This is a genomic window from Corynebacterium lipophilum, assembly GCF_024102595.1.
Taxonomy (GTDB): domain Bacteria; phylum Actinomycetota; class Actinomycetes; order Mycobacteriales; family Mycobacteriaceae; genus Corynebacterium; species Corynebacterium pseudogenitalium.
The window spans coordinates 224900-238510 of record NZ_JAEUWV010000002.1 but is presented as its reverse complement, the minus strand read 5'-3'; the positions used below and the strand labels follow the sequence as shown (position 1 = coordinate 238510).

The 13611-nt window shown below is 65.9% G+C and carries 13 protein-coding genes and 4 tRNA genes; 15 read left to right on the top strand and 2 right to left on the bottom strand.

Annotated features, from left to right (window positions below; translation table 11 throughout):
• Positions 1 to 92: 92 nt before the first annotated feature.
• Positions 93 to 1025: a 1,4-dihydroxy-2-naphthoyl-CoA synthase gene (locus JMN37_RS03075; RefSeq protein ID WP_252930999.1), complete on the bottom strand. Its 933-nt coding sequence runs from the start codon at positions 1023 to 1025 to the stop codon at positions 93 to 95.
• Between the two features lie 106 nt (positions 1026 to 1131).
• Here JMN37_RS03075 and JMN37_RS03070 point away from each other — a divergent pair, with 106 nt between their 5' ends.
• The 10 genes from JMN37_RS03070 (at position 1132) to JMN37_RS03025 (ending at position 10558) form a co-directional block, all read left to right on the top strand.
• Entirely contained in the window at positions 1132 to 1380 is a 249-nt protein-coding gene (locus tag JMN37_RS03070; RefSeq protein ID WP_252930998.1) for a FeoA family protein, read from the top strand.
• A gap of 2 nt (positions 1381 to 1382) precedes the next feature.
• Complete coding sequence (gene feoB / locus JMN37_RS03065) at positions 1383 to 3290, top strand: ferrous iron transport protein B (RefSeq protein ID WP_252930997.1); 1908 nt, start codon at positions 1383 to 1385, stop codon at positions 3288 to 3290.
• Positions 3290 to 3532 (top strand): FeoC-like transcriptional regulator, encoded by a 243-nt coding sequence (locus tag JMN37_RS03060; RefSeq protein ID WP_252930996.1) that lies wholly within the window; start codon positions 3290 to 3292, stop codon positions 3530 to 3532. The genes feoB and JMN37_RS03060 overlap by 1 nt, the downstream gene beginning before the upstream one ends.
• Positions 3533 to 3541: 9 nt before the next feature.
• Positions 3542 to 4501, top strand: coding sequence for an o-succinylbenzoate synthase (locus JMN37_RS03055; RefSeq protein WP_252930995.1), 960 nt, complete (start codon positions 3542 to 3544; stop codon positions 4499 to 4501).
• A gap of 146 nt (positions 4502 to 4647) precedes the next feature.
• Positions 4648 to 6228 carry an SLC13 family permease gene (locus JMN37_RS03050; RefSeq protein WP_252930994.1) on the top strand — a complete coding sequence of 527 codons (1581 nt, stop codon included), beginning with the start codon at positions 4648 to 4650 and terminating at the stop codon, positions 6226 to 6228.
• A 15-nt stretch (positions 6229 to 6243) separates the two neighbouring features.
• On the top strand, positions 6244 to 6681 hold the full coding sequence (locus JMN37_RS03045; RefSeq protein ID WP_252930993.1) for a hypothetical protein: 438 nt from the start codon (positions 6244 to 6246) through the stop codon (positions 6679 to 6681).
• An 11-nt stretch (positions 6682 to 6692) separates the two neighbouring features.
• Positions 6693 to 8309, top strand: coding sequence for a 2-succinyl-5-enolpyruvyl-6-hydroxy-3-cyclohexene-1-carboxylic-acid synthase (gene menD / locus JMN37_RS03040; RefSeq protein WP_252930992.1), 1617 nt, complete (start codon positions 6693 to 6695; stop codon positions 8307 to 8309).
• The gene (locus tag JMN37_RS03035) at positions 8309 to 8734 is read left to right on the top strand and encodes a DUF3592 domain-containing protein (protein WP_370295903.1); all 426 of its coding nucleotides are present in this window, start codon (positions 8309 to 8311) and stop codon (positions 8732 to 8734) included. Before menD ends, JMN37_RS03035 begins: the two co-directional genes overlap by 1 nt.
• A gap of 3 nt (positions 8735 to 8737) precedes the next feature.
• Complete coding sequence (locus tag JMN37_RS03030; protein ID WP_252930991.1) at positions 8738 to 9859, top strand: glycosyltransferase family 4 protein; 1122 nt, start codon at positions 8738 to 8740, stop codon at positions 9857 to 9859.
• 6 nt (positions 9860 to 9865) lie between these two features.
• Positions 9866 to 10558 (top strand): demethylmenaquinone methyltransferase, encoded by a 693-nt coding sequence (locus tag JMN37_RS03025; RefSeq protein ID WP_071569437.1) that lies wholly within the window; start codon positions 9866 to 9868, stop codon positions 10556 to 10558.
• Here JMN37_RS03025 and JMN37_RS03020 read toward each other — a convergent pair.
• On the bottom strand, positions 10548 to 11774 hold the full coding sequence (locus JMN37_RS03020) for a geranylgeranyl reductase family protein (protein WP_252930990.1): 1227 nt from the start codon (positions 11772 to 11774) through the stop codon (positions 10548 to 10550). The genes JMN37_RS03025 and JMN37_RS03020 overlap by 11 nt on opposite strands.
• A 145-nt stretch (positions 11775 to 11919) precedes the next feature.
• On the opposite strand from JMN37_RS03020, the gene JMN37_RS03015 reads away from it, so the two are divergent.
• From JMN37_RS03015 to JMN37_RS02995, 5 genes are all read left to right on the top strand, one after another.
• Positions 11920 to 12936 (top strand): polyprenyl synthetase family protein, encoded by a 1017-nt coding sequence (locus JMN37_RS03015; protein ID WP_252930989.1) that lies wholly within the window; start codon positions 11920 to 11922, stop codon positions 12934 to 12936.
• 71 nt (positions 12937 to 13007) lie between these two features.
• A tRNA-Tyr gene (locus JMN37_RS03010) sits at positions 13008 to 13090 on the top strand.
• Positions 13091 to 13287: 197 nt separating this feature from the next.
• Positions 13288 to 13360: transfer RNA gene (locus JMN37_RS03005), tRNA-Thr, on the top strand.
• A gap of 36 nt (positions 13361 to 13396) precedes the next feature.
• Positions 13397 to 13468 (top strand) — tRNA-Met (locus tag JMN37_RS03000).
• Between the two features lie 63 nt (positions 13469 to 13531).
• Positions 13532 to 13607, top strand: a tRNA-Trp gene (locus JMN37_RS02995).
• Positions 13608 to 13611: the final 4 nt, after the last annotated feature.

Genomic DNA, 13611 nt, shown 5'->3' with positions numbered 1-13611 from the left:
GGAACCGGCCCCAAACGCAAAATAGTTCCCCGGCGGCGGGAACTATTTCAAAGGGGCACGAAGGGGAGAAAACCGCTAGGTCACATACCTACCTAGTAGTAGAACGGGAAGTCGTCCCAACGGGGCTCGCGTTTTTCCAGGAAGGAGTCGCGGCCTTCGACGGCCTCGTCGGTCATGTAGGCGAGGCGGGTTGCTTCACCGGCGAAGACTTGTTGGCCCATGAGGCCGTCGTCGACAAGGTTGAAGGCGAATTTGAGCATGCGCTGCGCGGTGGGGGACTTGCCGTTGATTTCGCGGGCGACCTGGATGGCCTCCTCTTCCAAGGAAGCGTGCGGGGCGACGATGTTGACGGCGCCCATGCGCTGCATCTCCTCGGCAGAGTAGGTGCGGCCGAGGAAGAAGATCTCGCGGGCGAACTTTTGACCCACCATCTTGGCCAGGTAGGCGGAGCCGTAGCCGGCGTCGAAGGAGCCGACGTCGGCGTCGGTTTGTTTGAACCTGGCCTCCTCGCGAGAGGCGATGGTCAGGTCGCACACGACGTGCAGCGAGTGTCCGCCGCCGGCGGCCCAACCGTTGACCACCGCGATGACCACCTTGGGCATGGTGCGGATGAGGCGCTGGACCTCAAGGATGTGCAGGCGTCCGCCCTCGGCCTTGACGCGCGCTTCATCGACGGTGTCGGCGGTGTCGCCGCCCGCGTACTGGTAGCCGGAGCGGCCACGGATGCGCTGGTCGCCGCCGGAGCAGAACGCCCAGCCGCCGTCCTTCTCGGAAGGCCCGTTGCCGGTCAGCAACACCACGCCCACAGAAGGGTCGCGCCTGGCGTGGTCGAGTGCCCGGTAGAGTTCGTCGACGGTGTGGGGGCGGAACGCGTTGCGTACTTCGGGGCGGTCGAAGGCGATGCGGACGATGCCGTCGGCGCGCGTGGTCCCTACGTGTCGGTGATAGGTGATGTCGGTGAAGTCAAAACCTTCGACCTCGCGCCATTGGGTTGGGTCGAATGGTTGCGCAGTGGAATAGCTCATGGCTTCGTAGTCTACGGTGCCGACGGCAGCTCGGGGCACCCCCACAGGGAGGCAACCGCTGTATAAGGCATTGCTTACCTAATATGCTCGGAGTTAAATCAAACGTATGAGTCTGATAACCAAATCTGCCGAGGGCACCCTCGCCCGCATCCCCGTCGGCGACAGCGCCGTTATCGTGGCGCTTGACACCACCCCGACGGCCGCGCGTCGCCTGCAGGAGCTTGGTCTTCGCCCAGGCCAGCGCGTGAGCATCATGCAGTCCACGGCTGGTGGTGGCCGCGTGATCAAGGTGGCAACCTCCCGCTACGCCCTCAGCGCTGACGCGCTGCGTGGCATCAAGGTGAGCGTGGCATAGCCATGGCCGATTTCACCCAGGTTCCGTCGTGTTGCGGGCCGCACGCAGATACCGCCGTCAAGGGCGAGCCCACCATCGCGCTGATCGGAGCTCCGAACGCCGGCAAGTCCACCTTGTTTAATGCGCTGACTGGCGCGAACGTGAAGATGGGCAACTGGCCTGGCACCTCCGTGGAGATTTCTCGCGGCGTGTGGGCGGGTTCCTATAACGTGATTGATTTTCCTGGCGCCTACTCGCTGGATCCGCAGAGCCCTGACGAGGAGCTCACTCGCGAGCTGCTGCTGGAGCGTTGCCCGGCGGAGCGTCCGGATGCGGTGGTGGTCGTCGTTGATGCGGCGAACCTTGCGCGTGGTTTGTATATGGTGGCGCAGCTCGCGGAGACGCCGTACCGCATCGTGGTTGCGTTGACCAAGATGGATGTGGCCCGCGCGGAGGGCATTGCGGTGGATGCGGCGGCGCTGCAGAACGCGCTTGGGTTGCCCGTGGTCGCGGTCGATCCGCGTAAGAGGGATGTGCGCGGTCTGCGCGAAGTTATCGACGCCCAACTCTCCGAACCAGCGGTCACCCTGCGCCCAGTGGCTACCACTGATGACTTCGAGCTTGCCGACGCCCGCTTCGCCTGGGTCGACGCCGCCGTCGAAGTTGCTGCGACCGACACCGGCCACCAGCAGACCTTCACCGAGCGCCTGGACCGTTTCGCGCTGCACCCGGTGCTTGGCCCCTTGATGTTCTTGGTGGCGATGTGGCTGGTCTTCGAGATCACAACCACGGTGGCGAAGCCGCTACAGGATGGCCTGGAGGCATTCTTCGGCGGCCCGGTCTCTGATGCGGCGCTCGCGGTGCTGCCAGATATCGGCTGGCTGCGAGGGCTGGTCGTCGACGGCCTCATTAACGGCGTGGGCATGGTGCTCACGTTCGCGCCGCTGATGGCGCTGATGTTCCTGTGTCTCGCTGTGCTGGAGGATTCTGGCTATATGGCGCGCGCGGCCGTCGTTGCGGATCGTGTGATGCGTGCGATGGGCTTGCCTGGCAAGGCGTTCATCCCGCTCATTGTTGGCTTCGGCTGTAACGTGCCGGCGATTTCGGCGACGCGCGTGATGGGGGATCCGCGTCACCGCTTGATGACGGCCCTCTTGGTGCCGTTCACGTCCTGCAGTGCGCGGTTGACGGTGTACGTCATGCTGGCTGCGACGTTCTTCCCGGACCACGCGGGCACCGTCGTCTTCGCGATGTACGTCATTTCTATCCTGCTTGTCGTGCTGACGGGCTTGGCGCTTCGTAAGGCGCTGTGGTCCACGATGGGCACCGAGCCGCTGGTCATTGACCTGCCGGTGTACCAGCTGCCGGGCGCGCGCCTGGCGCTGTCGGTGATGTGGGCTCGCCTGCGCGGCTTCCTGGAGACTGCCGGCAAGATCATCGTCGCGACTGTCGTCGTGGTGTGGGCGCTGCAGTCCACCCCGGTGACCTCCGAAGCAGAGTTCGGCGAGGTGGCCCCGCAGGAGTCGGTGTATGGCACCGTCTCTGACGCGATTGCCCCGGTCTTCGCGCCGGCTGGCTTCGACTCCTGGTCCCTGGCTGGCCCGCTGATCACCGGCTTCGTGGCCAAGGAGGCCGTCATTTCGAGCTGGGCGCAGACCTACGCACTGGAGGAGCCCGAGGAAGGCGATGGCAACTCGCCACTGAGCCAGGCGATCCGTGAAGACTTCAACCAGGCCTCGGGCGGGCATGCCGTGGCAGCAGTGTGGGCGTACATGCTCTTCTTGCTGGCGTACACGCCGTGCGTCGCCACGCTTGCTGCGCAGCGCCGCGAGATCGGCCTGAAGTGGACGATGTTCGGCGTCGTGTTGCAGATGGCGATGGCGTGGGCTCTGGCCGTCGGTGCGTTCCAGGTGCTGAAGGTGTTCTTCTGATGGCCGGCCCGATGTCTGCTGTGCTCGACGCGCTGCGCGAAGGCTGCGTGAGCCGCGAGGAGATCGCGCGCCGCACCAACCTGTCGCCCATGACTATCGATGCCGTCATGGCCCACCTTGAGGCCACCGGCGAAGTGCAGCGCCGCGCCCTCAACGACTCCTGTGCGGGCGGCTGCGGTGGCTGCCCCTCGCGCGGGGCGTGCACGTCGGGCCCTGTCGCGCTGGTGCTCGGTCGGCGCTAGCCTGGCCGTATGCCTTTCGTTCTGCCTTCTGTTGACGAGGTCCTCGAGCGTTCCCACGTTGTAGCCCTGCCCATGGCGGTGAAGTTCCGCGGGATTACTACGCGCGAGGCCCTGCTTATCGACGGCCCCTCCAGCTGGGGCGAGTTTTCCCCTTTTGTGGAGTACGGCCCTGAGGAGTCCGCGCAGTGGTTGCGCTCCGGCCTGGAGGCCGCGTTCGAGGGCCTGCCTGAGGCCTCCGGCCTGGTGCCTGTGAACGGCACGGTGCCCGCGGTGGATGCCGCGCAGGTGGAGGAGGTCCTCGAGCGTTTCCCGGGGATCGGGACGTTCAAGATCAAGGTGGCCGAGGCTGGTCAAACCCTTGCCGACGATGTTGCGCGCGTCGAGCGTGTGCGCGAGCTGCGCCCCGACGCGACCCTGCGCGTGGACGCGAACCGGGGGTGGAGCGTCGAGGAGGCGGTGCGCGCCGCCGAAGCGCTGGGGGAGCTGGAGTACATTGAGCAGCCGTGTGCGTCCGTGGAGGAGCTCGCGGAGGTGCGGGCGCGGGTGCGTACGCCGATTGCGGCGGACGAGTCGATACGCCGGACCGCTGACCCGTTGCGTGTCGCCGAGCTGGGCGCGGCGGACGTGGCCGTGCTGAAGGTTGCGCCGCTCGGGGGAGTGCGCCGCCTGCTAGCGCTGAAGCGAGACCTGGGGATGGATGTGACGGTGGCCAGCGCCCTGGATACCGCGGTGGGGATGTACGCGGGGCTGGTGGCGGCGTGTGTTGCGGATTCACGCGCGGCGGGATTGGCTACGCAGCGGTTGTTCGTAGAGGACGTCGCAACGCCGCGACCGCTCGTCGATGGCTGTCTGGGGGTCGCCCCTGTTACCCCCGATCCGGCGCGTCTTCACGAACTGCGGGCTCCCGCGGAACGTCGCGACTGGTGGTTTCAGCGCGTTCGGGACTGCATGGACACCATGCGGGGGTAATAACACGACCCGACGGGGGTGGAAATGTTTGATTAATCTGTGCATTCTTGCGACATTTGATGTGTGAGCGCGTAACGTCTCCCATGTCGGGGTGTGAAAGATCACCTTTTTAGCTGTTGTGTGAATCCTGTTCGAAAGGATCGAAAATGTCGACTCCCGTGATGCACGAATCCTCTGCACTTTCTGACGGTGAGCTTGCCAAGTCGCCGGAACCGGGCGAGTGGCGCCGTCAACTCATTGGGCTGATTGCGGGCGTGTTGCTCGCTGTGCTGGTGTATTACATCTTCCCAGCCAGCGCGGCTGACACCGTGAGCCAGTCCTCGGGGGCCGACCCTGAAACGACCTACGACGCCGACGTCATGCGCGTCGTCGCCGCGACCACGGTACTGATGGCGGCGTGGTGGATGACCGAGGCGATCCCGCTGGCGGCCACCGCTTTGCTGCCGATCGCGATCTTCCCCGTGATGGGCGTGGCGAAGTTCAGCGCGGTCTCCGGGCCGTACGCATCCGCCACGATCTTCCTCTTCATGGGCGGCTTCCTCATGGCGCTTGGCCTGCAGCGTTGGAACCTGCACCGCAGGCTCGCGCTGGTGGTGGTGCGCATTGTGGGTACGAGCCCGAAGCGCATCATCCTGGGCTTCATGCTGGCCACTGGCTTCATGTCCATGTGGGTGTCGAACACCGCAACGGCCGTGGTCATGCTCCCGATTGGTGTTTCCGTGCTGACCCTGACTGCCGACTCCGTGGGCGGCATGCAGAACCAGAAGAAGTTCGCCACCTCGCTCATGCTGGCGATTGCGTACTCCGCCTCCACCGGTTCGCTCGGCACCCTGATTGGTACACCGCCGAACGCTCTGCTGGCCGGCTACATGAAGGAAGCACACGACATCACGATCGGGTTTGGCCAGTGGATGCTGGTGGGTATGCCAATGGCGATCCTGCTGACCGTCATCGCCTGGGTTGTCCTCATCAACGTGTTCAAGCCTGAGATCGACCAGATCCCCGGCGGTAAGGAGCTCATCGATGAGGAGTACCGCAAGCTGGGTGCCTGGACGTTCCCGCAGGTGGCCGTCGGCATCATCTTCCTGATCGCGGCACTCGCTTGGATCTTCATCCCGCTTGGCATCAAGAAGTTCGGCTGGGAGTTCCCGTACGACGACGCCATCGTCGGCATCATTGCCGGCCTGCTGATGTTCATCGTGCCTGGCACGAAGGAAGGCAAGCGCCTGATGGACTGGGAGACCGCGAACGAGATGCCGTGGGACGTCCTGCTGCTCTTCGGTGGCGGCCTGTCCTTGTCCGCGATGTTCACCTCCACCGGCCTGTCACTCTGGATCGGTGAAGCCGCAAAGGGCCTCGCTGTGCTGCCGACGATCCTCCTCATCATGGCTGTCGCCGCGCTGGTGCTCGGTCTGACCGAGCTGACCTCGAACACGGCAACCGCCGCAACCTTCCTCCCGATCATGGGTGGTGTCGCGGTTGGTATCGGCTTGACCGAGGCAACCGAGATGAACATCCTGCTACTGGCCATCCCGGTGGCGCTGTCCGCAACGTGTGCGTTCATGCTCCCGGTGGCAACGCCGCCGAACGCGATCGCGTACTCCTCGGGCTACGTCACCATGAGCGAGATGCTCAAGGGCGGCCTGTGGCTGAACATCATCTCCCTGGGCCTGATCACCGTGGTGACCTACTTCCTGGCCGTGCCGGTGTTTGGTTTGGTGCTCTAGCGGTACGCTAGCAGCATGGATAACCAGCAACGTCCAAAGCAGTACTTCCCGGACCCGGAGCACCAAACGCAGTACTACGAGCCGGAAGCCTATTACGAACCCCAGTCCTATTATGAGCCGGAGCCGCAGCGCTCCAATGGTCTCGCAATCGGGCTGGGGATTGCCCTTGCTATCGCACTGTGCGCTGGCACGGTGCTGTTCTTCCTGTGGCGCAGCGCCGCAGCGGAGGCGGACAAGCCGCCGGTGACCTCGACGGTGACCGCGACTTCCGTTGTCACGGAGACAGTCACGGAGACGACGACGAAGCGGCCGAAGTTGCTGCCGGACCGGGGGCGTGGGGAGAGCGGGGAGACCGTGGCACCGACCGAGCCAGCCGTCGAGGTGCCGACCGAGCTGCGCGGCCTGTTCGACGACATCGTCTCCGGCGCGGAGAGCGCGCTGCAAGGCCAGTAAGGTAGGTGGCCATGAACTCGATGGATATTGCCTACCAGGTCGCCGAGACGCTTTCGAAGCATGTCACCGATGTGGTGATGTGCCCCGGGTCGCGTAACTCGCCGCTCGCGTACGCGCTGCTCGCACGCAGGGACATCACAGTCCACATGCGTATCGACGAACGCTCCGCCTCCTTTGCCGCCCTCGGCATGGCGCGCGTGCAGCGCCGCCACGTCGGCGTGGTGATGACGTCCGGCACCGCTGTCGCCAACACGCTGCCCGCCATGGTGGAGGCGCACATGGCGCACGTGCCGCTGGCCGTCATCAGTGCCGACCGCCCCGAGTGGATGGTGGGCACCGGGGCCTCCCAGACGATTTGGCAGCAGGGCATTTTTGGCCACTACGCGCGCACTCAGCAGGTCACCACAGTGGAGGATGCCCGCGCGCTGGACTTTAGCGACGCCCAGGTGCACGTGAACGTGGCTCTGGATACTCCGCTGGTGCCGGAGGCGTTGCCGGAGCCGGTGGGGCAGCCGCGCCGGGTGGGCCCGGGCCGCCTGTCCACGAAGCCGGCGTGGCGTGACCACGGCGCCGTGGATGTCGACCTGACGAAGGACACGCTGGTCATCGCCGGCGACGAGGCCTGGGACGTGCCCGGGTTGGAGCACGTGCCCACTATCGCGGAGCCGACCGCGCCGACCCCGTTCCACCAGGTACACCCGTTGGAGGCGCGCTTTTTCGCGCAGAGCGAGGTCTCGATTAGCCACGACGGCGGCGATTTCGCCGCGTCGACGAAGCCGGAGCAGGTCATCGTGGTTGGGCACCCGACACTGCACCGCGACGTGATGGCGCTGCTCGCCGACCCGGACATCACGGTGATCGGCATTTCGCGCACCGACACGTTCACGGGCAACCCGCAGCTGCGTGGCTCCCGCGTCAACGCAACTGGGCAGCCGCGCCAGCAGTGGATCACCATCTGTGAGGCCGCGGGCGGCGTCGGCGCGAACACGGTACGCGACGCGCTCGCCGATGCCGACTACGGTTTCACCGGCATGCACGTCGCCGCTGCTGTCTGCGACACCCTCGGGGTGGGGGACACGCTGGTGCTTGGGGCGTCGAACCCAGTGCGGGACGCCTCCTTCGTCGGCATGCCGTTCGACGGCGTGCCCACCGTCTCCCCACGCGGCGCCGCAGGCATCGACGGCACCGTCTCCCAGGCGGTCGGCGTCGCGCTTGCCACGCAGCGCCTCCACCCGGACGAGATCCGGGCACCGCGCACCGTCGCACTCATGGGAGACTTGACGTTCCTCCACGACGCCGGCGGGCTCCTCATCGGGCCGGGGGAGCCGCACCCAGGCAACCTGACCATCGTGGTGGCCAACGACGACGGCGGCGGCATCTTCGAAACGTTGGAGGTCGGGGCGCAGTCCGTCCGGGACGACTTCGAGAGGGCGTTTGGTACGAGGCACGGAGTGGACGTCGAAAAGCTGGCGGAAGCCTACGGTGTCGACTACCGCCGCGCCGAAACCCTCGCCGAACTGCACGAGGTGCTGCTTGAACTGGAGACGCAGCCCAACCCCATCACCGTGGTGGAAGCGTGCACCACACGGTCCACCCGGCGAGCACTCGCGCAGCGGCTGCAGAAGTGATCCGCTGGAAACGCCGCGCCCAGCAGCTCGTGCTGGCGCTGTACACCTGCGCGATGATCGGCGTGCTCGCGATGGTCGCAGGGCCAGCCATCAACGACTGGCGCATCGCCCGCGACCCCGGACGAGGCCTCGCCACCGTGACCGGCGTGAGCAAGATCCGCACCGCCGTGGAATATCAGGACGACCGCGGGCGCACCCACTCGCCCGCGACCGGCCTGCTGTACCCAACCGGGCTTAGCGAGGGACAGCAGGTGTGGGTGACGTACTCGCGCACCGACCCTGACCTGGTCAAGGTTGAGGGCCGCGGTTGGACGCTGTCACTGATCCCTGCGCTGTCCGTCGCGGTGGTGGCGACACTGGTGGCCGCGGCGGCGTGGAAGGGCGTGGGCCGCTTCGTACGCGGGGAGAACGAGGGGGAGGCGTAGCGGATGCGTGTGGCCATCGTCGCCGAGTCCTTCCTGCCGAACGTCAACGGGGTGACCAACTCCGTCCTGCGCGTGCTTGACCACCTCCGCGAACGCGGGCACGGCGCCCTCGTGATCGCCCCCGGTGCCCGCGAGCACCAGGAGGAAATCCCCGACTACCGGGGCTTCCGCGTGGTGCGCGTGCCTACCGTGCGCGTGCCGATGGTCAACTCGCTGCCCATCGGGGTTCCCACCAGTGCCGTGCGCGCCGCGCTCACTTCCTTTCAGCCGGACGTGGTGCACCTGGCCAGCCCGTTCGTGCTCGGGGCGGCCGGCGCGTTCGCCGCGCGCCAGCTGAAGGTACCCGCGGTAGCGCTCTACCAAACCGATGTGGCCGGGTTCGCCACGAAGTACCACCTGCCGGCGCTGGCGAAGCTCGCGTGGGACTGGACGCGGCGTCTCCACAACGCGTGCCAGCTCACGCTCGCGCCGTCGTCGGCAGCGGTGGAGCAGCTGCGCAGGCACGGCATCGAGCGCGTCCACACGTGGGGCCGAGGTGTCGACGCCACCCTCTACCACCCCCGCCGCCGCAGCGAGGAGCTGCGCCGCACTTGGGACCCGAGCGGGCGCAAACGCATCGTCGGGTTCGTCGGCCGCCTCGCCGCCGAGAAGAGCGTGCACCGCCTCGCCCCACTCTGCGGCCGCGCGGACCTGCAGGTGGTGATCGTCGGCGGTGGTCCCGAGGCCGACGAGCTGCGCGCTGTATTGCCGGGCGCGGTGTTTTGTGGCCCGCTCACCGGCGAGGAGCTCGCCCGCGCCTACGCCAGCTTCGACGTCTTCGTGCACCCCGGCGAGTTTGAAACCTTCTGCCAAACCATCCAAGAAGCCCAGGCCAGCGGGGTGCCCACCATCGCGCCGCGCGCCGGTGGGCCCATCGACCTCATCGCCGAGGGCACCAACGGCCTCCTTCTCGACGTCCCCACGTTCACCACCGAACTGCCCCACGCCGTCGCGTGGTGCCTCGACGAGATCAGGTGGCAGGACCTTCGGGTCGCGGCCCGCGAGTCCACTTCCGGCAAAACGTGGGAGGCGCTGTGCCGGCAACTCGTCGAGTATTACGAACAGGCACAGCGCGCGCTACAGTAGAGCGTTATGGCCAAGGCAGATCTGGAGAAGAAGCCCTTCGACGTAGCGGGCATGTTTGACGGCGTCGGCGAGAAGTACGACATCACCAACACCGTGTTGTCCTTCGGGCTGGACAAGTACTGGCGCAGGCGCGCCCGCGAGCGCCTCAACCTAAAGCCGGGGGAGAAGGTGCTCGACCTCGCCGCAGGCACCGCCGTGTCCACCGTGGAGTTGGCGAAGTCCGGCGCGTGGGTCGTCGCCTGCGACTTCTCCCAGGGCATGCTGGCCGCCGGTCGCGACCGCGACGTGCCCAAGGTCGTCGGCGACGCGATGCACCTGCCGTTCGCCGACAACACCTTCGACGCCGTGACCATCTCTTACGGCCTGCGCAACGTCTACGACTTCGAGGCGGGCCTGCGCGAAATGGCGCGCGTGACCAAGCCCGGCGGGCGCCTTCTGGTCAACGAATTTTCGACGCCCATCGTCCCCGGCTTCCGCACCCTGTACAAGCAGTACCTGCCGGTGGCGCTGCCGCTGCTGGCGAAGGTGTTCTCCTCCAACGCAGAAGCCTACGAGTACCTCGCCGAGTCCATCCGGGCGTGGCCGCACCAAGAAGAGCTGGCCGCCGCCATCAACCACAACGGGTGGGCAGGCGCCGGCTGGCAGGACCTCTCGCTCGGCATTGTGGCGCTGCACAGCGCCGTGAAGCCTACAGCGTAGCGTCCCACAGCGGCGCGTTCACCGGCACCGCGCGTCCGGCCGCGCGCCACGCACGCGAAATCAGGTCCGTGTCTTCTTCGGTGACCAGGTTGCCCATCAGGCGTGCCGCCGCCGGCATCAGGTGGCGTCCTGCCACCCCGCGCAGCGCCAGCGGGCCCGCCACCGGCAAGAACTGCGGGTAGGTAAGCAGACGTGCCGCCGTGCGCGCCAACGCGAACGCCGGGCCGTAGGCCTCCCGCAGGATGAGCGGCCACGCCAGCGTGCAGTCGTTGCCCTCCTGCAGCAGTTCCACCGCCATGACGGCGGTCTCCATGCCGTAGTCGATGCCCTCGCCATTGAGCGGGTTCACGCACGCCGCCGCATCCCCGATGAGCACCCAGTTCGGACCCGCCACGTTCGAGACTGCCCCGCCCATCGGGAGCAGGGCGCTGGTGACCTGCTGCGGCTCGCCCAAAGCCCAGGTGTCACGCTGCTGGTCCGCGTACTGGTGGAGCAGCTTCTTCGTGTTCACGCGCGCCGGGCGGGCATCCGTGGACAGGGCGCCGCAGCCGAGGTTCACCGTGCCGTCGCCGAGCGGAAAGATCCAGCCGTAGCCGGGCTGGATGGTGCCGGTGTCGTCGCGAAGCTCCACGTGCGAGTGCATCCACGGCTCCCCGGACATCGGGGAGGTGCAGTAGGAGCGCGCCGCGATCCCGAACACCTCCCCTTTGTGCCACGTGCGACCCAACAGCTTTCCGAAGGTCGAACGCACTCCATCGGCCACAATCACCCAGCGGGTGCGCACCTCACCTCGCGTGGTGTGCACCGCCTCGATCAATCCGTCCGCGCCGAACGTGACGTCCGTGGCGGGGCAGTCCTGCCACACCGTGGCCCCCGCCGCCTCGGCCTCCGCGACCAACGCCGCATCAAACGTCGCACGAGGGCTCGCGGAACCCTCCGTGCCATACATCCCATCCGGCCACGGGGCAGTCACGTCACCCCCGTACCCGTGCAGCCGCAGGCCCTTGTTGCGGTAGGCGGGCAGTACGTGCTCCAAGCCCAGGCGGCGCAGCGTATGCACCGCCCGCGGGGTCAGGCCGTCGCCGCAGGTTTTGTCGCGGCCGGGCGAAGCGGCGTCGAGAAGCAAGGTAGAAAACCCAGCTCGCTGGGCGGCGATGGCCGCCGTAGCCCCCGACGGGCCCGCACCCACAACTACGCAATCAACAAACTCAGTCACGAGTCCACATTGTGCCAGATAGCGCAGGCACACCCCATTACTGCGAAAAATGGAGGGTGTGGACTACGGTTAGTGATGTTAACCGCGCGCAGCACATGCCCCGAGCATGGCGCAATGAGTACTTTAACCTGCAAGGACATCATCGATGACCAACGGCATAACACCGTCACCACGCCATGGATTTCGCATGGACCTCGGCGACGACGCCCTCACCGAGCGTGTGACCCAAGGCATGGGCGAGGTCGAAACTCTGCTCAGGGAGCGCCTTCAGCAAGGCGAAGCGTTCATCACCGACAAAGTGATGCACCTAGCAGCCGCCGGCGGCAAACGCTTCCGCCCGCTCGTGGCGCTGCTCTGCAGCGAATTCGGGCCCAACCCGGGCGCAACCAACGTCATCAAAGGGGCCACCATCACCGAAATGGTGCACCTGGCCACCCTCTACCACGACGACGTCATGGACGAAGCAGAGAAACGACGCGGCGTCGACTCCGCGAACATGCGGTGGAGCAACACCGTCGCCATCCTGGCCGGCGACATCCTCTTCGCCCACGCCTCCCGGCTGATGAGCGAAATCGACACCGCCACCGTCGCACACTTCGCCGACACCTTCCAAGGCCTCGTCACCGGCCAAATGCGCGAAACCGTCGGCGCCCAGGGCGAAGACCCAGTCGAGCACTACCTCAAAGTTATCGACGGCAAAACCGCCGTCCTCATCGCCTCCGCGGCCCACCTCGGCTCGCTGCACGCCGGGGCGTCGCGCGACATCGTCGAAAGCTGCTCTCGGATGGGCAACGCCATCGGCATGATCTTCCAGATCGTCGACGACATCATCGACATCTTCTCCGACAGCGCCCAGTCCGGGAAAACCCCAGGCACCGACCTCCGTGAAGGCGTTTTCACCCTTCCCGTACTCTACGCCCTCGAAGAAGACTCGCCCGCCGGAGAAGCACTCCGCGGCCTGCTCACCGGCCCACTCGATAACGACGCCGACGTCGAGCGCGCCATCGCGCTACTCCGCCAAACGCAGGGACGCCAGCGCTCACTCGACACCGTGCAGGAGTACCTCGACATCGTCGAACGCGAACTCGACTTCCTTCCGGACGGCCCCGCAAACCAAGCACTGCGCCAAGTCTCCGCCTACGCCATCGAACGCGTCGGATAGTGCTGTTACCCACGCGATTTGCGTTCTTGATGGTACGTTGATGTAAAGTAGTCCACGCACTTACGGTGCATGCCAGGTTGTCCGAGTGGCCAAAGGAAGCGGACTGTAAATCCGCCGGCGTACGCCTTCAGAAGTTCGAATCTTCTACCTGGCACCGAAGGCCCGCCCCTCACGTTCAGTGAGGGGCGGGCCTTTTTCATCTTCAGGTGTTGCGTTATAGGTGTGCGAAGAAGGCGTCGAAAAGCTAGTGCTACCTGGCGATTTGCGTTCAATGATAGAACCGGGTTACTCTTTCAAAGGCTTCAACGGAGCGGAAACACCAAGACGGTGAGTTCACAACATAGAGGCTGTGCCCCCTTAGCTCAGTCGGCAGAGCGTTTCCATGGTAAGGAAAAGGTCGTCAGTTCGATTCTGACAGGGGGCTCTGTTGTTTGTATGGCCCTCGTGGTGGCAAACACATGGCGGTGTAGCTCAGTGGTAGAGCAAGCGACTCATAATCGCTGTGTCGCGAGTTCAATTCTCGCCATCGCTACTCACCTCAAAACGGGAAACGCGTTTCCCGTGGTAGGGTTAGGAGCACTGTTCACAGTGTCCTAGGGGCGTGGCGCAATTGGTAGCGCAACGGTCTCCAAAACCGTAGGTTGCAGGTTCGAGTCCTGTCGCCCCTGCCAAAAC

What these genes read in the sequence shown, in the direction of transcription:
- feoB (WP_252930997.1), top strand. Translation starts at nt 1,383, where the DNA reads ATGGCCGATTTCACCCAGGTTCCGTCGTGTTGCGGGCCGCACGCAGAT.
- JMN37_RS03070 (WP_252930998.1), top strand. Translation starts at nt 1,132, where the DNA reads ATGAGTCTGATAACCAAATCTGCCGAGGGCACCCTCGCCCGCATCCCC.
- JMN37_RS03055 (WP_252930995.1), top strand. Translation starts at nt 3,542, where the DNA reads ATGCCTTTCGTTCTGCCTTCTGTTGACGAGGTCCTCGAGCGTTCCCAC.
- JMN37_RS03030 (WP_252930991.1), top strand. Translation starts at nt 8,738, where the DNA reads ATGCGTGTGGCCATCGTCGCCGAGTCCTTCCTGCCGAACGTCAACGGG.
- JMN37_RS03015 (WP_252930989.1), top strand. Translation starts at nt 11,920, where the DNA reads ATGACCAACGGCATAACACCGTCACCACGCCATGGATTTCGCATGGAC.
- JMN37_RS03050 (WP_252930994.1), top strand. Translation starts at nt 4,648, where the DNA reads ATGTCGACTCCCGTGATGCACGAATCCTCTGCACTTTCTGACGGTGAG.
- JMN37_RS03045 (WP_252930993.1), top strand. Translation starts at nt 6,244, where the DNA reads ATGGATAACCAGCAACGTCCAAAGCAGTACTTCCCGGACCCGGAGCAC.
- menD (WP_252930992.1), top strand. Translation starts at nt 6,693, where the DNA reads ATGAACTCGATGGATATTGCCTACCAGGTCGCCGAGACGCTTTCGAAG.
- JMN37_RS03075 (WP_252930999.1), bottom strand. Translation starts at nt 1,025, where the DNA reads ATGAGCTATTCCACTGCGCAACCATTCGACCCAACCCAATGGCGCGAG.
- JMN37_RS03025 (WP_071569437.1), top strand. Translation starts at nt 9,866, where the DNA reads ATGGCCAAGGCAGATCTGGAGAAGAAGCCCTTCGACGTAGCGGGCATG.
- JMN37_RS03060 (WP_252930996.1), top strand. Translation starts at nt 3,290, where the DNA reads ATGGCCGGCCCGATGTCTGCTGTGCTCGACGCGCTGCGCGAAGGCTGC.